This window comes from Priestia sp. VA7 (assembly GCF_055710015.1).
The window spans coordinates 37,664-54,725 of sequence record NZ_JBVQPN010000014.1; the positions used below are offsets into that span (position 1 = coordinate 37,664).

Annotated in this window: 21 protein-coding genes, 15 tRNA genes and 1 rRNA gene; 4 read left to right on the plus strand and 33 right to left on the minus strand. The window is 40.1% G+C overall.

Annotation, left to right across the window (positions count from 1 at the left end):
• Positions 1 to 5: 5 nt before the first annotated feature.
• From AC0C45_RS27935 to AC0C45_RS27990, 12 genes are all read right to left on the minus strand, one after another.
• Positions 6 to 443 carry a phBC6A51 family helix-turn-helix protein gene (locus tag AC0C45_RS27935; protein ID WP_433781840.1) on the minus strand — a complete coding sequence of 146 codons (438 nt, stop codon included), beginning with the start codon at positions 441 to 443 and terminating at the stop codon, positions 6 to 8.
• Positions 444 to 1,061 carry a hypothetical protein gene (locus AC0C45_RS27940; protein ID WP_472929178.1) on the minus strand — a complete coding sequence of 206 codons (618 nt, stop codon included), beginning with the start codon at positions 1,059 to 1,061 and terminating at the stop codon, positions 444 to 446.
• A gap of 117 nt (positions 1,062 to 1,178) precedes the next feature.
• Entirely contained in the window at positions 1,179 to 1,973 is a 795-nt protein-coding gene (locus AC0C45_RS27945) for a DUF4393 domain-containing protein (RefSeq protein WP_472929179.1), read from the minus strand.
• Positions 1,974 to 2,209: 236 nt separating this feature from the next.
• Positions 2,210 to 2,551 carry a cysteine-rich VLP protein gene (locus AC0C45_RS27950; protein ID WP_472929180.1) on the minus strand — a complete coding sequence of 114 codons (342 nt, stop codon included), beginning with the start codon at positions 2,549 to 2,551 and terminating at the stop codon, positions 2,210 to 2,212.
• An 88-nt stretch (positions 2,552 to 2,639) separates the two neighbouring features.
• Entirely contained in the window at positions 2,640 to 4,214 is a 1,575-nt protein-coding gene (locus AC0C45_RS27955; protein WP_472929181.1) for a right-handed parallel beta-helix repeat-containing protein, read from the minus strand.
• A gap of 145 nt (positions 4,215 to 4,359) precedes the next feature.
• Complete coding sequence (locus AC0C45_RS27960; protein WP_472929182.1) at positions 4,360 to 5,100, minus strand: hypothetical protein; 741 nt, start codon at positions 5,098 to 5,100, stop codon at positions 4,360 to 4,362.
• 1 nt (position 5,101) lies between these two features.
• The gene (locus AC0C45_RS27965; protein WP_472929183.1) at positions 5,102 to 5,347 is read right to left on the minus strand and encodes a helix-turn-helix transcriptional regulator; all 246 of its coding nucleotides are present in this window, start codon (positions 5,345 to 5,347) and stop codon (positions 5,102 to 5,104) included.
• 98 nt (positions 5,348 to 5,445) lie between these two features.
• Complete coding sequence (locus AC0C45_RS27970) at positions 5,446 to 5,964, minus strand: hypothetical protein (RefSeq protein ID WP_472929184.1); 519 nt, start codon at positions 5,962 to 5,964, stop codon at positions 5,446 to 5,448.
• Positions 5,965 to 6,096: 132 nt separating this feature from the next.
• On the minus strand, positions 6,097 to 6,270 hold the full coding sequence (locus AC0C45_RS27975) for a hypothetical protein (protein ID WP_472929185.1): 174 nt from the start codon (positions 6,268 to 6,270) through the stop codon (positions 6,097 to 6,099).
• Positions 6,271 to 6,590: 320 nt separating this feature from the next.
• Positions 6,591 to 7,085, minus strand: coding sequence for a hypothetical protein (locus AC0C45_RS27980; protein ID WP_472929186.1), 495 nt, complete (start codon positions 7,083 to 7,085; stop codon positions 6,591 to 6,593).
• 582 nt (positions 7,086 to 7,667) lie between these two features.
• Entirely contained in the window at positions 7,668 to 7,964 is a 297-nt protein-coding gene (locus AC0C45_RS27985) for a hypothetical protein (RefSeq protein WP_472929187.1), read from the minus strand.
• Complete coding sequence (locus tag AC0C45_RS27990; RefSeq protein ID WP_472929188.1) at positions 7,961 to 8,215, minus strand: hypothetical protein; 255 nt, start codon at positions 8,213 to 8,215, stop codon at positions 7,961 to 7,963. The genes AC0C45_RS27985 and AC0C45_RS27990 overlap by 4 nt, the downstream gene beginning before the upstream one ends.
• Positions 8,216 to 8,410: 195 nt before the next feature.
• Here AC0C45_RS27990 and AC0C45_RS27995 point away from each other — a divergent pair, with 195 nt between their 5' ends.
• Positions 8,411 to 8,680, plus strand: a complete 270-nt coding sequence (locus tag AC0C45_RS27995; RefSeq protein ID WP_472929189.1) for a helix-turn-helix domain-containing protein — start codon at positions 8,411 to 8,413, stop codon at positions 8,678 to 8,680.
• Between the two features lie 382 nt (positions 8,681 to 9,062).
• Positions 9,063 to 9,407, plus strand: a complete 345-nt coding sequence (locus AC0C45_RS28000; protein WP_472929190.1) for a hypothetical protein — start codon at positions 9,063 to 9,065, stop codon at positions 9,405 to 9,407.
• A gap of 27 nt (positions 9,408 to 9,434) precedes the next feature.
• On the opposite strand, the gene AC0C45_RS28005 is transcribed toward AC0C45_RS28000, so the two are convergent.
• From AC0C45_RS28005 to AC0C45_RS28015, 3 genes are read right to left on the minus strand one after another with little or no spacing between them, the layout of a single operon-like run.
• A complete protein-coding gene (locus tag AC0C45_RS28005) occupies positions 9,435 to 9,899 on the minus strand; it encodes a hypothetical protein (RefSeq protein WP_472929191.1) in 465 nt (154 codons plus the stop codon).
• 19 nt (positions 9,900 to 9,918) lie between these two features.
• Positions 9,919 to 10,509, minus strand: a complete 591-nt coding sequence (locus AC0C45_RS28010; protein ID WP_263046115.1) for a replication-relaxation family protein — start codon at positions 10,507 to 10,509, stop codon at positions 9,919 to 9,921.
• On the minus strand, positions 10,445 to 11,473 hold the full coding sequence (locus AC0C45_RS28015) for an FtsK/SpoIIIE domain-containing protein (RefSeq protein WP_472929192.1): 1,029 nt from the start codon (positions 11,471 to 11,473) through the stop codon (positions 10,445 to 10,447). The genes AC0C45_RS28010 and AC0C45_RS28015 overlap by 65 nt, the downstream gene beginning before the upstream one ends.
• A 530-nt stretch (positions 11,474 to 12,003) precedes the next feature.
• Here AC0C45_RS28015 and AC0C45_RS28020 point away from each other — a divergent pair.
• Positions 12,004 to 12,234, plus strand: a complete 231-nt coding sequence (locus AC0C45_RS28020) for a helix-turn-helix domain-containing protein (RefSeq protein WP_328128194.1) — start codon at positions 12,004 to 12,006, stop codon at positions 12,232 to 12,234.
• 739 nt (positions 12,235 to 12,973) lie between these two features.
• Positions 12,974 to 13,243 (plus strand): MerR family transcriptional regulator, encoded by a 270-nt coding sequence (locus AC0C45_RS28025; protein WP_472929193.1) that lies wholly within the window; start codon positions 12,974 to 12,976, stop codon positions 13,241 to 13,243.
• 115 nt (positions 13,244 to 13,358) lie between these two features.
• On the opposite strand, the gene AC0C45_RS28030 is transcribed toward AC0C45_RS28025, so the two are convergent.
• From AC0C45_RS28030 to rrf, 18 genes are all read right to left on the minus strand, one after another.
• Positions 13,359 to 14,183 (minus strand): helix-turn-helix domain-containing protein, encoded by an 825-nt coding sequence (locus tag AC0C45_RS28030; RefSeq protein ID WP_472929194.1) that lies wholly within the window; start codon positions 14,181 to 14,183, stop codon positions 13,359 to 13,361.
• A 139-nt stretch (positions 14,184 to 14,322) separates the two neighbouring features.
• Positions 14,323 to 15,303, minus strand: coding sequence for a tyrosine-type recombinase/integrase (locus AC0C45_RS28035; RefSeq protein WP_472929195.1), 981 nt, complete (start codon positions 15,301 to 15,303; stop codon positions 14,323 to 14,325).
• A 230-nt stretch (positions 15,304 to 15,533) separates the two neighbouring features.
• A tRNA-Leu gene (locus AC0C45_RS28040) sits at positions 15,534 to 15,622 on the minus strand.
• A gap of 14 nt (positions 15,623 to 15,636) precedes the next feature.
• Positions 15,637 to 15,710, minus strand: a tRNA-Cys gene (locus AC0C45_RS28045).
• Between the two features lie 32 nt (positions 15,711 to 15,742).
• Positions 15,743 to 15,817, minus strand: a tRNA-Gly gene (locus tag AC0C45_RS28050).
• A 5-nt stretch (positions 15,818 to 15,822) separates the two neighbouring features.
• Positions 15,823 to 15,897 (minus strand) — tRNA-Gln (locus AC0C45_RS28055).
• Positions 15,898 to 15,925: 28 nt separating this feature from the next.
• Positions 15,926 to 16,001 (minus strand) — tRNA-His (locus AC0C45_RS28060).
• Between the two features lie 29 nt (positions 16,002 to 16,030).
• Positions 16,031 to 16,104: transfer RNA gene (locus tag AC0C45_RS28065), tRNA-Trp, on the minus strand.
• Between the two features lie 5 nt (positions 16,105 to 16,109).
• Positions 16,110 to 16,193, minus strand: a tRNA-Tyr gene (locus AC0C45_RS28070).
• 10 nt (positions 16,194 to 16,203) lie between these two features.
• Positions 16,204 to 16,279 (minus strand) — tRNA-Thr (locus AC0C45_RS28075).
• A gap of 25 nt (positions 16,280 to 16,304) precedes the next feature.
• A tRNA-Phe gene (locus AC0C45_RS28080) sits at positions 16,305 to 16,380 on the minus strand.
• A gap of 15 nt (positions 16,381 to 16,395) precedes the next feature.
• Positions 16,396 to 16,471 (minus strand) — tRNA-Asp (locus AC0C45_RS28085).
• Between the two features lie 3 nt (positions 16,472 to 16,474).
• Positions 16,475 to 16,551: transfer RNA gene (locus AC0C45_RS28090), tRNA-Met, on the minus strand.
• 11 nt (positions 16,552 to 16,562) lie between these two features.
• Positions 16,563 to 16,638: transfer RNA gene (locus AC0C45_RS28095), tRNA-Val, on the minus strand.
• Positions 16,639 to 16,661: 23 nt separating this feature from the next.
• Positions 16,662 to 16,736, minus strand: a tRNA-Glu gene (locus tag AC0C45_RS28100).
• A gap of 21 nt (positions 16,737 to 16,757) precedes the next feature.
• Positions 16,758 to 16,849, minus strand: a tRNA-Ser gene (locus AC0C45_RS28105).
• 3 nt (positions 16,850 to 16,852) lie between these two features.
• Positions 16,853 to 16,927: transfer RNA gene (locus tag AC0C45_RS28110), tRNA-Asn, on the minus strand.
• A 9-nt stretch (positions 16,928 to 16,936) separates the two neighbouring features.
• Positions 16,937 to 17,052 (minus strand): 5S ribosomal RNA (gene rrf, locus AC0C45_RS28115).
• Positions 17,053 to 17,062 lie beyond the last annotated feature (10 nt).

The following is a 17,062-nucleotide window of genomic DNA, read 5'->3' on the forward strand; positions in this document are numbered from 1 at the left end:
GCCCGTTAATCCTTTTTAAACATGTCGTTTAGTTCCGCAAGTCCTGCGCTAACTTCCTCATCGGAAATACGTCGGGAGCTAGATTTCTCACTCTCGATTGTAAGTTTGTTCTGTTTAACGCCCATGATTTCGTAGTACAACTGCAGTCCTTTGACGCTAGGAATACCGTTATTAGAAGTACCACGAACTAACTTAAGTAATTGCGCATCAGCTTCAGCGCGATAAGACTCAAGCATACTCGTACTTAATGCCGCCTGATACTTGATAAAGTCGCTATTCTCGGTACGCCATTTGTACAGTTGCATACGCGTAATACCTAAATCGTCGGCTAACTCTTCCTGCGTACGTTTCTCTTTGCCAGCGAACTCATTTTCCGTTAGAAGATGCGCTGCTAACACTTGTTGATCGGATAGACTCGCTTTTAAGTCGCTTAGTGTTGCCATCTAAAATTCCTCCTTTATAGATTCGAAGTGTGATCGATATTCTGCAAGCTCCTTTTCTAACTCTTCAGGATTTGCTTTTAATCGTTCATACTCCGATTTATCTCTATCTAAATCTGGATTATCTTTGTAATAGTTGTAGTCCATATTAATCCAGTAGTGCTCATCTGATACCCTAACCCTTTTATCAAGAAGTTGTAGCCGTAAATACAGCGATTTACTTAGCTCTGCTGAGATTTCTTCTTCTGCCTCAAAGCCTGCCGCCACTTTCTTTTGCGCTTTTTCAACAGCTTCTAACATCTGACGCATTAGGGCACCAGAAGCCCCCGTCATTACCCCTTTTACGGCTTGTAATAATTCGAGGTCTGGTCGGTACTTGTCTAGCGTTGATAAGTCGAAGGCTGGTACTCGCTTAGATTGATTAATAAGTAACGCATATTTAACGAGAAACTCCTTAACAGGTCCAACACGCTCGAGCAGAATAACACCGTAAGGAATCGGTATAAACTCCGGTTTTTCGGCCGGTTTGCCTTGTGCCATTCGTTCCTGTCGATGTTTTTCAAGCCTGCGCTCTAAGTCTTCGTTCAATTTCTCAATGTTGTCGTAGTCTATTTCGTTCATGAGGCACCTCCAAATAAAATAAAAAGCCCTCAATGAGGGCTTTGGCTTACCGTTTATATATTTTCCATTTAATTAACATATATATTTGGCATAGTTTAATGTTTTATATAAATATTTTTACACACTTATACTCTTAACGAATTCCTTACCATAGCTATCAAGAACATAATGACCATTGAATTCTTCCAAAACGTCATTAGGTCCTATTAATGTTTGAAAGCTTCTTCTTTGCTCAGATATTTCCTCTGCTTTGCTATTTACAACATTCTCCATAACAGTCGGAAAATTAAGGTTTGAAGTTAATAGCCCGAGTTTTTCTAAATTCTTAAAATAAAAACTCTTATTCTCTTTATACTGTAATTCTATATTGTTATCAATATTAATAAATATAGTTCCAAAATGATTTAGTGACGTACCGTCTGAAGGATTACTTTTTGAGATTTCTATGACTAATAGAGGCTCTCCATCATTCTTGTAATGGTTGATAATCTTAGCTTCATCTGCACTCAATGATTTTATTACATTAATAAAACTAGGATGAGCATATCTTGATTTATCAACTAGCGATGCATTCACCAGTAAGTTTATATACATTGAGGCGAGTTCCTCATTAGTAACCCGAGTTAATTCCTCTATTATAGGTACACCTATCTCAGGAGGAACACTTCCTATTTGCTCAGGTTCATAAGAATCAACTTGTTGCTGATAATCGCTTAGATGCTTTTTAATATTAATATCTACTTTTTGATTTAATAACCCTAAGTATCTAAATGGTATTGTAACAAGACCTAACGTTTCCCCTAAAGCATATCCAATTTTCTGAACTGCCGGTTGAGCTAAGTCAGGATAAATCATCTTCGTCAGTTCTGTAGTACTAGCACTCATTTCCCCAAGACCAAAAAAATCAGCCATATCTACACCCCTTTTTGTAAATAATTACTATTATAAGGTATAAAGACTTATTTGGATAGACTAATATAACAAGTTTATTTGTTAACTTTCCCTTCGTTTTTAAGGTTGCGAGGTTCTGCTGTCCGACCGCCTGAGCATTTAGAAAACGATTTTCAGCGTTCGAATGTAAATACCTTTGGAGAGATTCGTAACGCCTAGAATCGCCTAATATGATGCTTAAAACACGTAATAAAACGTCAAAGTGCTCGTTTTGTTCTGTATTCTCGGTTGTACTTTCGCTGTTTTAGCTTCCGAATCTCAACGGCGCATTCAACGCAGAATTTCTGCCGATTAGACTTTCGCTCAAATGGATCTCCGCAATGCTCACATCGAGGTTTATTATCGACTTGGCCGCGCGCTGCGTAATATTTCGCTTCTAACGTTGGATTAGCCGGTAATACGCCTTGCTCGAGGTAACTACAGCGACGTAAATTCGTAGTATCGTTTTGGTATACGCAAGGTCTATCTAAGATTAAACAGTGACCGTCCCCATAATTCGCACAGGCTTTTTCAACCAGGCGCATTGTTTCTGATTTCATCGTTAAAACCTCCGTCTAGGTAAAATAAAAAAGAGGACTTTGGCCCTCTTTTAGACATAAAAAATAACGCTCTAGGCGTTTGTGTAAATCAGTAGTTATATCCTTCTGCACCCTTTTCTTGTAAAAAGATATAAAAGTCTTTATGCCCGCCTGTGCCTACATTTGCACCTGCTGTAATAGTTACGTCTAAACTTTTACCATCTGTATTTAGTGCGACTGTTACACTAGCTAACCATGTTGTATCGTTTGTATCTACTATTGTCCGCATACCAACATTGTAAGTAGTATTGTTTTTTCCAAGCCTTACAAGTCCAATAAAACTCACTCCTGCACCTGATGTGGGGTTTGCTGCGGTCATAACAGTCAAATCGTATCCTCCAACACCAAAATACCCATACATACTTTTATTCATAAACACGTTCGGGATTGTTATAGTTTTTGAGGTGCTAGGTTCAATAGTTGTTTTTAGAGCCATATTGCCTGGGTTATTTTTCGTATAAATACCATTCAAAATGCAATCTCGAACTTTTGTAATTCCTCCACCACTTCGATAAAAAGATTCTACATTTACACTAGAAATATCACAATCATGAATGCGTGCAATACCATTCGTTAAGACGGATACACCATATTGAGCTGTAGTATCTATGTCCACGTCGTTCAATTTGCAAATGCCACCATTTTCGACGGTTACATGTGCATGTTGTGAAGGGTTAGTCGCAAAATCAATTTGACGAGCGCTATTATAAATGTTGCCACCGTTTACAGTTACTTTCGCGTTATTGACCTTTAACCCTTGCTGATTACTAGCCGCAATTGTTACACCATCAAGTTCGATATGAGCTGCATCTAGGTTATTACCGACAACATAAATACCTAAACCGTAATTATCCTCAACTTTACCGCCTCTGATCTTAACGAATCCTGTACCGTATCCTAAACGTATACCTCCACTCTGACACGTATGAATATATACATTTTCAATCATACTGTCAGAGAAACCATAATCTGCATTAATGCCCCAACCGTTGCAGCCACTGATATTAACATTTATAAATTTATTTGTAATGCTGTTCCTCACGTATAAACCGTCAGATTTAGCGCCTTCAATCGCTACTTTTTCAAGAAAAATATTATCCTCTTTCAATTCACTAGAACCTATAATTTTAATTCCATTAGTAGCCTTTTTGTTGCAATCAATAATAAGGTTTTCAATCGTAATACCACGCATGTTATCATGATCTAGGTTTTCATATTTAAAAACAGCCTCTATATCTGCTGTAGCTTGTAGCCTTGTTGTTTTAATATCTTGTTTTGTAGAAGCGTAATAGGTGATGGATTGGAAGAAACCGATAGGTGTATCAGACTTTATTTTGATACCTTTCCGTAAATTAATTACTGTTTGAATGGTTAGTATTTTCCCGTTCGGTATAGTTATTGAACTCCCCTCTGGCAAAGAGCTAATTAACTGATTCATCACAACACCGTAATCTACCGTGATGCTGTTGACTGGCAAAACTTTCGTTACACCTTCCGTATCTTTTGATAAAGTTCCAATTTTATCGTCAATCTTGGTAAAGTTATTATTCATTTCCGCCCGTTTAAAAAAGTCTAATTCCGCCCATATATCTAACCCTAAATTCTGTGTTTTATTGCTCGCCATCTTTATCCGTCTCCTTCGGTGCTGTAATTTCGCTGATCTCCTTAAAATCTCGGCCTTCTAGTTCGCCGAATCTGACGTCCTTTTCATTTGCCATCCCGCATTCCCCTTTCGCAAATATAAAAAAGCCGCCCCGGAAGGGCAGCCGTTATGATTGTTCGTTAGCTTTCTCTTCCTCTAGTACGTAGTACTGTGGACTATTTGCAGCACGCGCAAACTGAGGCCCGAATGCTTCTTGGATTGCGTTATATTCGATTCCGTTTTGCAGGAAGATATCACGGCCGAATTCGTTAGCCATACTAGCATGAATTTCCTGCGCTTTCTTTTGCTCGTTTGTCAATGCCTTGTTCCTTACCTCATTCAACGTATTTTGTAAATCGAGCTTATATTTCGCTTTATCTGCACCAGCAGTGTCTAATACCGACTGTACAACGGATGAAAAGTCGTTTAATACCTGTTTCGCAAGGTAAGCATCGTTCTGTGCTTCCGCAAAGGCTTTTAATTTTCGCATAGCTTCGTCTGGACGCGTCTCAAGCATTAGGTCCGTCTTTAATGCGGAAAACTCTCGCTCGAAAGATGCTACTGCTGTCGGCGATGGCTTAGCCGGTCCTTCGTTTAATAAAGATTCGGCAGCTACACTCGCTTTTACTACAGCTTTATCGTAATCCTCACGCAGTTGACGTGCATTTTTAATAAATGCTTCTCCGTACTGTTTCTGAAGGGCAGTACGTGCTTTCGCTTTTCCTCCTGGTGATAAGTCACCGTCTTGATTGATCTTTGACGCCTCTTCTCGGAATAAATTTCTAGATGTCGATACAAGTCCTGCTGTTGAGCCTTTGATTTCTTGAAGTTTAGCTACGCTTTCCATCATTTCTTTAAACTTTGTCATGTTAAATCTCCTCCGATAATTTTTTATTTTTGATTTGAGATATTCCGTCAAACTTTTCAACAAACGTAAAGAACTCATCTGTCATCTCAAAATGTCGAGCCAATTTCGCGATAGTTACTGGAGTTATATTTCTTTGTCCCAACTCAATCAGCGAAACTGTAGGTCTTGAAACACCAATTAAATCGCCAAATCCCTGTTGTGTCATTCCTGTATGCAATCTAATCAATCTAAAAGTTCTCGCGTTCATACATTAGATACTCCTTTCATTGTTTAGTTACATAAACCGTATAAATATCGCCCAGTTAAGGGCTTATCTACTTATACCTTTTTGTCGCCACTTAAAAGTTAAAGCTTATCTCTATCATCACCGTGATAATCGGACGTTCTTCTTTGCTTCCGTCGATTTCCCTCCCCGTACATTTCATGATTATTAGTAACGTAGTCCATTTTCGCTACAGTCATCGGCCTCTCAAACTTCCAGCCGTATTTAAGCATCGAGTACTCATTCGCCCAACACGGGTATTCAAGCCACCATAGATAGTCGTCCTGTAACGTATGCTTTCTAGGTGTCTGCAGCTCCGGATTTAGCAGTACTTTATCCGCCCTTTGTTTACGTCGTTGTAGCGTTTTAATGCTTCGTTTGCAGTCCTCGCAGCATGTTCGCTTGGTATTTCGCAAACTATCATCACGCCACCAATAACCGCAGTAGTCACACCGTTTTATACGCTTATCAGACGGATCATTTAATACGCCTTGCAACAAATCTTCCACGCCAGATTCAATTTCCGTTCGGCTCATTCCGTCAGTTAGTTCTTTCGCATACTTAATCGCACCAACTCCAATTTCTCGATATTGAATTTTCACATTAGCAGCTCCTTTTTGGTAGTTTGAAAGCATTTAGAAGTACAAAATCGACGTTTGAGTACTAAACCCTTAGTCGCTTGCTAAACCTTCTAAAATCGTCTAATTCCACGCTGAAACACCGCGTATTTCCTTCTAAATGTCTAATAAACTAGCTAACTCACGCTGGAACTCCTCCGTATTTTCAAACACAAATACTAATCCGGCTCCTGCCTTTCGTGAAGGCTCTATGTCCAGTACAGTAAAACCTTTTGATATTAATTGACGTGCTACTCGTAACGATAAGACACACTTTCGATTTCTTCGCATAGGTTTGTTCCTCCTTATAATTTGAGTGCGGCGCTGGGCCCAGTTACCGCTTTGCTCTTATCTTTTATTCTTTTATTTAAAAGACCGTCGCCAATAGATACTCAAATGATTTGTAAAAATCATGAAGAGTCGTATGAGTTTACGAATACGATAGGTCTTAATAACTCCGTCTATTAATGTCTTTTTATTAAGAGGCGGTATCTTTTGTTGGTATGTTTATTATTGGTATGTTTAACGTTGGTATGTTTACTCGCATATTAGAGCAAGGTATGCAAGCCGTTATCTAATACCTCCTTAGATACCACCATCTAATGACGGTACTACCTATATAGCGTTAAATCAGGCACCACTTTTTCGCCATCTTCATTAACGATATAACCGTCGTCTGTCACATGGGGACAAAAGGAAACAAAATACCACTTTGATCGCTTCGTACCTTCCCAATGATCCTTGACGTTGAGTAACAAACCGTTCGTCAATAAAACTTCAACGAGTGGCTTGATACGACTTTCTGCGATACCTAACTCTCTGCTTATCTTATCTTTCGATGGAAAACTAGCGCCAAACCTTACGCTGGCCTCTCCGTTCTCCCATGTATGCCTTCCGTCTACATACGACAGCAGGTAGAAGTACAACGCGATAATATCTCGAAACTGTGGCTTACGTTGCTTGCGTTGATACATGGCTTCATACTCGGCGATAATCCTTGGAAACACCTTTCGCATAAGGTCCAGGTTATACATTTCGTAGTTCTTGCCGGTTAATAATTCTCGCTTGTTATTCGGTAATTGTTTTTCAACTTCCGGTAAGTTCATTTAGCAGCTCTCCTTTTTCGAATTGTTATATTAAAGCCGGCATGGAGCCAGCGAATTTTACGCCTATAACGTATCAGACGGTCTTCCCCGATGAATTGTACGAAAAATCCTCTCATTCACTATCTGCAATTACGATGAAAAGTGGACATTGAATTATCTAACCTATATTACGTGTGAAGATAATGTTTGGCACAACTTATATAATGCAGCTAGTTCCAATAGTGGATATCCTACTAAAAAATATGCCGAAGGGTCTTACGTTCGCGCACATTAGCTATAAGACGCTGACTTATCATTTTGTACAACTGATAATACGAAGCTAATTCCGCAATTGTAAAAATTCGTTGCACTCTTATATTCATAAAGAACGTTTTAGTTTCAAAAAGTGGACACAACGCAAAAAAGACATCCGTTTGCCCCCGAATGCCCTGCCGTCCATGCTATATAATTAACTCGCCCGCCAGGCTTAAAATTGTTGCCTAAATCTTCACTTATATGTTATAATTTAGGTGTGTTATAAATCGAATATTATTTGGAATCCGATGCCATACGGGATCCTCTAAGGTCTATCGCAGCCACGCGTTAGGCCTTTTTCATGCTTATTGCCGCAAATCTCCGGAACATTTCCGCCACAGAAAGCTCCTCTATTGCTTCGAAATCAATTGCCGTTACGATTTCTTCAGGGAGGATCAAGTTAGCTATCGTCTGCCAGACCGTAGCTATGCCGTTCTCGTCCGTTTTTTCAATTACTTCAATACTTACGCACTCGCCGTTTGCCGTCACGACCGTGCTAGGCGCGATTACAAGCGCTTGTTTTTCGATAATTTCGCGCTCTCCGTCAAAATTGTACAAGTATTTAAGCATTACAACGTCCGTCATGATGCGTCTCGTCCAAGCGTTAGGTTACTTAGCTTCGTTAAAAGTCCAACTGCCGACAGACCGTATAGTTCGTCAATCTCAAAATCCGCCATAGCTTCTTCGTCTACATGAAGCAGCATAACTTCTTCGACATAAACATAGTTGCCTTTTCTATCCTTAGCCACTCGATCTACTGTAATGCCAGCTTCCGATACTTTAGATACTTTTATTAACACGTCTTCACTAATTTCAATAACCCGATGTTTTTTCAAACACAATGTCATCCTCGCCAAAATCGTATTTATAAGTAACTTCTTTAATCACTTTAATTCCTCCATTACGAAATTTAGTAATTTATTGCTTGGTTTTATTATATGTCGTGAAAAACATAAATGCAACAACAAAATTACGAAATTGCGAAATTTCTTATTTTAATCTATACTAATAACAAATGGAGGTCGGTAACGGTGAAAGAATATCGCATTAAGGTAAATCTCGATAGCATTCTAAGAGAGCGAAAAATAACTCAAAAAGAGTTAATCGAAATGTTAAACGAAGGATTGGCAGAAGGTGAATCGAAGTTTAGACCTGCGGCTCTAAGCGAATTTGTTAATAATCAAAGATCAGCGATTAATAAAAGGTTGGTAGAAAGAATAGCGACAGTACTTCAAATTGATGATATTAATACGCTGCTTACATTTGAGTCTTCAGAATCGACTTTATCAAATGAAAAATAATAAACGAATATCTTTTATAACGGAACATAAAAAGACGCCTTATCAAGTCGTATAAACTTGAGAGAGCGTTTTTTATTTTTGTAAAAATTATGTAAATTATCCTTCATTCTACATTATGGTCTACATATTTGTATTAAAATATAAGCATCAAAGTACGTAGGAGAGGGTGCTCTAATGCGAAAGTTATCAGATGTTATTACGATATTGCTCTTACCGTTAATCCTTATCGTTAGTTTAATTTTCACAGCTTTCGCCGCTACCTATAATCATATAACTGAAGACGAAGAATAAGCGCCTTCACAGGCGCCTTTTTTATTTCGAATGATAGTCAGGCTATCTAACATAAACTTTATCGAAAGCTAATTGGAGGAGTGTGTTAGCGATGAGAAAAGTGAAATTACCGTTGAATATAGCTAGGGCCTTAAATTACACATTAAATAAACGTGGAAAAGGCTGGACGAGGAACATTCCCGAATTAAGTAACGCAGCCAAGAGAAATCCTCAGTATGCGACTATTGTAGACTTTATAAAAGAAAAGGAAGGTAATTATGAACTCCTTCAAGATGCTACTGTCTTAGGTTTTGACTATGATGCTACGCCCGAGGAACGTCTCAGGGATTATTATAACTCTTTAAAGGATGTTGACTACCATCTCAGCGACCTATCAGATGTTGTAGTAGAAGTTTTATCAATATTAGAGAAAGAAGTTGAAGGAATTAACTGTTAGAGGCATCTTTTAGGATGCTTTTTTTATTTAGAAGAAAATTAATGGTAATGCAACTGCAACAGTCTTTCCAACTTCAACTAGTAACGACATCATTAACGGAGCTAATTGGACGAGAATATACCCGATTCCTGCGTGCTGTATGAGCGATAATCCTCTGTCCTTCGATCCAATCATTATAAGTAATGCCCCTCCTGTAAGCATTATCATAGCGACTGGATACGATAATCCCTGAACTAAGCCAACCAATGGCTCAAACGCATGTATTATCTTTTCGGTTAACTGATCGCTAATATAGTCGCTTACCGGACCGGCAGACTCAATCGTTTCTGCATGCGCATAACTAACCGGCTTTGATATTATCGATAGTGTGCTTGCCGCTAAAGTTGCAATAGCTGCCTGCGTTGTGAGACTTTTCGCTGCTTTCGCCTTCGTTTCCTTACGCATAAACTCTCCGATTGTACCTACCGTTTCAATTCTACGCTGTCTGAACATGCTGATCGCCTCCGTTTTATTAGTGAAAATCACTTACGATAAAAATCTTAGCGTCTAGCCCTTCGCATAGCTTAGTTAATTGCTTACGTCGATACTCAGTCGTTGTCATCCAAACGAACACAGGCGGCTTCTCAAATACTCCGTAATCTAATAACTTGCGATATTTAGTTATTTTCGCTCGATTTGCATTCATCTTTTGAATATTATCTACTTCAACCAAATGATAACGGCCATCTTTTATGAATAACGCATCAGTGATGATTTTAATTTGATTTGGAACCTCGAGCTTAACTTCATTTTTCCAACTAGAAGGATTACCGTACGCAATATAAATAGAGTTACGCATGATATAGTGACGAGCAGTAGATGTTTTCTTTCGTATTTTAGTAGCCCCGACTAGATCACGCCCCTCCTTCGTTAGATAATAAACAGCTTCTCCTTCACGAAAATGAGTGACGTATTCACCCATATCTTTTAATACCCTAGACGTATTTCTAGCGCTACCGAGGTCATGAAGCACCTGTAATTGCGATCTTGTGAGGTAATCAAGTTTCTTCAATGATAAGAGAATATTTTCGATTCTTTGTTGACGCTGCACAATTTTTTGCATCTGCACCGAAACTCTCCTTCCGAGGTCTAATATTGATATGCGGCTCAATAGTTCGATCAATAAAATCGTTCTTAATATACGGCGTTTGAACTTCTACACATCGTACAGTCTTGTAAATCGCCCGACCTTGCACTAACGGTAAACTTTCTGCACCTTCTTGATCTAGTACGACTCGGCTTGCAGTCGCTGAATCCACAACGAAGCACAGTCGACCTACACAGTTTCTTTTCACCTGCGATTTTACGACTTCACTTGTTGGATATTGCGTTGTATACAGTAAGCGCAGGCCAGCCGCCCTCCCACGTCTAGCAATATCTGTAATGATTTCCTGACAGGCGTTATCGTCTGCGATATCTGCTGCTTCATCGATTATAATGAAGTGTCTCTCTTTAAATCCGGCCTCTTTTACATCCTCGAATCCGCTATTAGCTAAGTTTTTCATTATAACGTTCATCTCTTCTTGGACATTTTGTAGCGCTTCTAATGCTTCGGCTGGGTTTGTCGCTAGTGATTCGAGTTGTCGTAACGCTTTAAAACGATTAAATGACAAGCCACCTTTTAGATCAATCAACGTAAATTTAACATTATCCGGTTGACGTTGGACTAACGTTGTAATCGTACTCTTTAGCCAGTTAGATTTTCCAAAGTCAGTGGCGCCTCCCTCAATGAGATGAGCAACCTTATCAAAATCATGTTTGATTAATTCGCCGTCTTTAGTAATTCCGACAGGTACCTCCCAGCCTTTCAAGCGACTAAATAGCGACTCATCATACCGAAAGTTTGTTGTTAACGGCTCATTGTGAATACGAAAAATTAACATTCCGTCAAACTGGATATCTACTTCCTTTCGAAGTCTACGTTTTTTCTCTAATAAAACGCGTAACTGTTTAATGAGGTCTTTTTTCCAATCAAGCTTTTTAATATCTGCAAGCGATATATCTAATACATTTCGTTTAGTATTCAATCCGTCCTGGAAATGATTGAGTTTATTGGTGAATTGGTTAGAGGATAAGCCAAGTGGTATTTGATAAACATATTCGTTGTAGGATCCTTTGTTAGTGCGGCGATGTATACGTAATTGCTTTCCATCCTTTGTGATTAGCCCGCAGTTACGAGCGATTTTAATAATCTTTTGATGGTCATTTCCGCCAGCCCCTTTCTCGAAATAATAACTACCGGCTACAACTCCACCCATTACAAGTGACGACGCTATCTCAAATATCATAAGCACCACTCTTTCCGTTATTTATTCATAAGAATAATCCCTTAGAAAAAGACGTTATAAAGCAGCCGTGGTTCCCTTCGTTAAGCCTTTCATTATGTCTTTTTATAATTCTATAGTAGAACCTTATCACGACTGCTAAAACCGTAGGTTGTTCGCGACGTTTGCTGCGATTAATAAAAGGTATTCGGTACTGTTTGTTCAATATGTTACTTTTTTGCGCAAGGTTTAAGAAGTAACTTTTCGGTCAAGGCTGTTATCGAGGTGATAATATGTTTAATTTATTCGGGTTAGGAAAGACACGTACACAATTCGGAAAGTGGTTGGATCAACAAGGAATTACTCAGTTTGATTTGGAGCAGAAAGCAAATTTAAGCCGGCGGACTATCTCTCGACTATGTAACGATAAAACATACCGTCCTAAATATTCGACTGTTTCTAAAATACGAAAAGGATTAAAATCGTTGGGAAAAGACGTTCCAAATGATTACTTTTGGATGTAACCCTCGGTTTCAAAAAAATATTGCGCGAAATTTTACCCTCGTGTTGAGTAAATGCTATTTAGTTTGTTTAGGTACGAGGCGAAGGGTATGCGGGTACACGCGCTTGGGGGATCCTACCGTTGTCTCTTCGATCGCTTCAAGCGCCTTTTATCTCGCTCTGTTTTATGCACGTTTTTATTCATTCGTTAATTTATTTACGTTATTAAGAAACGCTTGATATCAACGCATTTGTTAATGCATAAACGCGTGTGCAACGCAAACACTTACGAAGTGCTACGAATCCCTTTATATCAACGGTTCTTACAATGCGCTAGTTTACATAAGATATGTTCTCGGAACCAATTGTTGTATACGATTGTATGGCGTATGCATATATCGGAGTACTATCGATACACACCATATTATTGAACCCTGAGTTTATTCGAGGTGCGTGTCCAGCAGGACGTCGGTGCTGGTGAAATACCCATTAACCATAGAGAATTAGCTTATATGTAAACTTTCGTAATGTTTAATCGCAGATAATCACGGGTAAATAAAGACTAGCCGAATTATTTTTAGCACCCAAGCTAAGTCGAAAACCCATACCTATTCTATATACGAAACAGGCCATCGATTAAGATGGTCTTTTTCATGTGCAGATTCACCTTTTAAAGAATCGTGCGTTGTATACGAACATTAAAACGTGTAAAATTAGAGATATGCTTCCGGACTCTCGTCTAAATAAACGGAGGTATTACGTATGAGATATACTCAAAGCGAGTTAGCAAGAAAATGCAATGTTTCAGAAAAAACAATAAGAAACCGTCGTAATAAATTCGGTAAATATATTTCACCAACTCGAACAGAAAATAACGTCTATTACACACAATACGATTATTATAAAATAGCCTTTATTCAGTGGTTACTTGAAAACTCTTCTGATTCTCAGGTATCCGATGAGATAGAAGAGTTTTGCGGAGACATAGAAATACTAGAACTACTAAATAAAATAATTAATAAACCAAGATAAAATAACTCGAGAGTCCGTGGCTATATAAGCCTTTACTTACAAGTACGTATTTAACCGTACTGAGAGTAGAACGCTATATAGTTGCGGACTCTTTTGCGTAACAACTAACGAATTTTCAAGCGAAGTCTAACCAATCAAATAACGGATTTTCTCTACGCTTCCATACCGCCAGTTTCGCCTCCACTACGCGATAAAAATATCCTTCGAAGGTATTACGTATCTTACTCGCTTTCTTAGCAAATACGGACTCCTTAAACGCCTGGATTACGTCTTTTAATACTTCCGCCTCTTCTACCGGTCTACTCACCGCGCTCTTTTTGTAAGCAATTAACACACGATTCCACAAACGATAAATAGCGTCTGCTGAGCGATAAAATGGCGATGTAGCATCTACGAATTCTTGCGGAACATTAGACGGTGTGAATGATTCGTCGAGTTGGGCGTCCTTTACGTTAATTCGTTTATTTATTCTCTTAGAAGGCGATGTTTTAGCAATCACAGTTTCGGAGCTTACTTTCGGCTGCTCAACGTTTGGTACATCTACACTTTTCGCCTCTTTACGGGATGACATTTCCGCAGTGACATCCGGGGTGACACAACCGTCAACAGCTCGAATTACATATACGTTATGACCAGATCCGCCCTTCTCTCTCATCGTTGCTTTACGCTCAATCACTCCATAAGATTCCAACGTTTTTAATGCACGCTGAACAGTACGCTTGCTGCTTTCCGTTAACTTAGCGATAGTATCCACCTTTAAGAACGCTACGCCAACGATTTTACATGCGTAACGAGAAACAGTCTTCAGAACGTTGATAGCTGATGATGCTAATTCATGTTTGTATGTATATAAGAAGCCACGAATAGCTTCATTCATTGCAGCGACGTTTTCAAATGACTGCAGTTTTTTCATTTCTGTATAGTTAGCCGACTTTAACATCACGTTTACTCCTCTCTTTTAAGAGGACGCCAACAAAATAGACACAGTTAAATAAGCGTTTGACTATCACGCTTTTTTTCTATATTATTTTAGGTAGGGTTGGGCATCTACTTTTGTGGGTGCTCTTTTTTATTTTTATTTAGAAACGAAAATTATTTATATTTTTGAGTGGACTGAATTGTTTATGTCCTTCGGCTACTTCATTACTAAACAGATTTACATATACTTTTGTCATATCTAGCGTTGTATGACCGAGAATAGCTTGTAATTGAAACGCATTAGCTCCGTTCATTACGCATAACTTAGCAAACGTATGGCGCAACGTATGACAACTAACTCTGACGTCTGTTATCTTCGCCTTCCTAGCGCAGCCAGTAATACGACTCTGTACCTGGCGCTTACTAATCGCTGTACCATCTAATGTTACAAATAAGGCATCTGTAATCGCCTGACCCCGAATGTTCAAATATTTACGAAGCTGTTCTTTCATCTTCGATTGAATCGGCACTAATCTCTCACGATAGCTCTTAGCGTTGCGAATACGAATAACTCCATTGCTGAAATTAATATCCTCAACGTTTATTCCAATTAGCTCGTTAGCTCTAACGCCGGTCTCAACCAATAGCATAATAATCGTGTAATCACGCACACCTATAAAGGTCCGTAAATTACATGCGTTTAAGAGTTTGTTTATTTGCGCTACTGTGAGCGTTTCTATTACTTCTTTGCGATGCCTTAATAGTTCTATCTGATCCATTGGATTGCGTTTTATATAACGCTGTTTATAGAGGAAATTGAAGAACGCCCGTATTGCTCGCAGCCTTGTGTTAATGCTGACCGGCTTAATACCGTGTTCTTTCATGTGTAGGATTACATTTCGTTTAATTACTTCTGCGGTAATAGTTTCCGCATTGAGCTCTACGCCTTGCGCCTGAATAGAACGCATAAACGTCGATAACTCATTACGGTAAAACCTAATTGAATGTTCTCGGAGATTCCTAACGGTGCAGTCATCGATAAATATATCGATCAACTCTTCTAGCGTAAAATTACTCGCAGGCAAGACGCCTGCTAACGCTCTCATTTCTTCGGTGGTCAATTCATTGCTACGTCGACTCATTTCCGACACCCCCACGTACGATATAGTTCATACGATTTTGAACGTAAAATAGTACGCGGACAAACAAAAAACGTCTTCCTACAAACGTAGAAAGACGTTGATAACTCGATATGTATGTTTCCGATTGGTTGTACGTTGGGTTATTCGCTGCCGACCTTCGATTTTGAGTCGTGCACGTCTGCCAATTCCGCCACATCGGCAAAATAAAAAAGGCAAGTTAAAATTATAAATGGTGCCGAGGGCCGGACTTGAACCGGCACGGTAGTCACCTACCGCAGGATTTTAAGTCCTGTGTGTCTGCCAATTCCACCACCCCGGCAGCTTGTAAATAAATGGAGGCGGCAACCGGATTTGAACCGGTGATAAAGGTTTTGCAGACCTCTGCCTTACCACTTGGCTATGCCGCCATTTACTCAAGACTAAATAACTTTATTAAAATTGGAGCGGAAGACGAGGTTCGAACTCGCGACCCCCACCTTGGCAAGGTGGTGTTCTACCACTGAACTACTTCCGCATATATGGCTGGGCTAGCTGGATTCGAACCAACGCATGACGGAATCAAAATCCGTTGCCTTACCGCTTGGCGATAGCCCAATATTGGAACATGCATATCGTTTATAAATGGGGCGACTGATGGGAATCGAACCCACGAATGCCGGAACCACAATCCGGTGCGTTAACCACTTCGCCACAATCGCCACGTCTACATGCAATGTTATTTTATAATTGGCAGGGGCAGTAGGAATCGAACCCACACTGACGGTTTTGGAGACCGTAGTTCTACCTTTAAACTATGCCCCTGTAAATGGTGGAGGGGGGCAGATTCGAACTGCCGAACCCGAAGGAGCGGATTTACAGTCCGCCGCGTTTAGCCACTTCGCTACCCCTCCACAATAACTGTGGTGCCGGCAAGAGGACTTGAACCCCCAACCTACTGATTACAAGTCAGTTGCTCTACCAGTTGAGCTACACCGGCATTTTAAAAACAAATGTTTTTAAAATGGTGGCTCGGGACGGAATCGAACCGCCGACACAAGGATTTTCAGTCCTTTGCTCTACCAACTGAGCTACCGAGCCTTATTAAATTTAAAATGGCGGTCCCGACGGGAATCGAACCCGCGATCTCCTGCGTGACAGGCAGGCATGTTAACCGCTACACCACGGGACCACTTGGTTGCGGGGACAGGATTTGAACCTGCGACCTTCGGGTTATGAGCCCGACGAGCTACCGAACTGCTCCACCCCGCGATGATAATATATGGTGGAGGATGACGGGATCGAACCGCCGACCCCCTGCTTGTAAGGCAGGTGCTCTCCCAGCTGAGCTAATCCTCCACTATTATGTAGATGAAAATAAATGGTGACCCGTACGGGATTCGAACCCGTGTTACCGCCGTGAAAGGGCGGTGTCTTAACCGCTTGACCAACGGGCCACTGTGCTAATTAAATAAAAATGGCGGAGAGCAAGGGATTTGAACCCTTGAGACAGCGTTAACCGCCTACACGATTTCCAATCGTGCTCCTTCGGCCACTCGGACAGCTCTCCAAATGGCTCCACAGGTAGGACTCGAACCTACGACCGATCGGTTAACAGCCGATAGCTCTACCACTGAGCTACTGTGGAATAATAACAGCCTGGCAACGTCCTACTCTCACAGGGACAAAGTCCCAACTACCATTGGCGCTAAAGAGCTTAACTTCCGTGTTCGGTATGGGAACGGGTGTGACCTCTTCGCTATCGCCACCAGACATATTATAT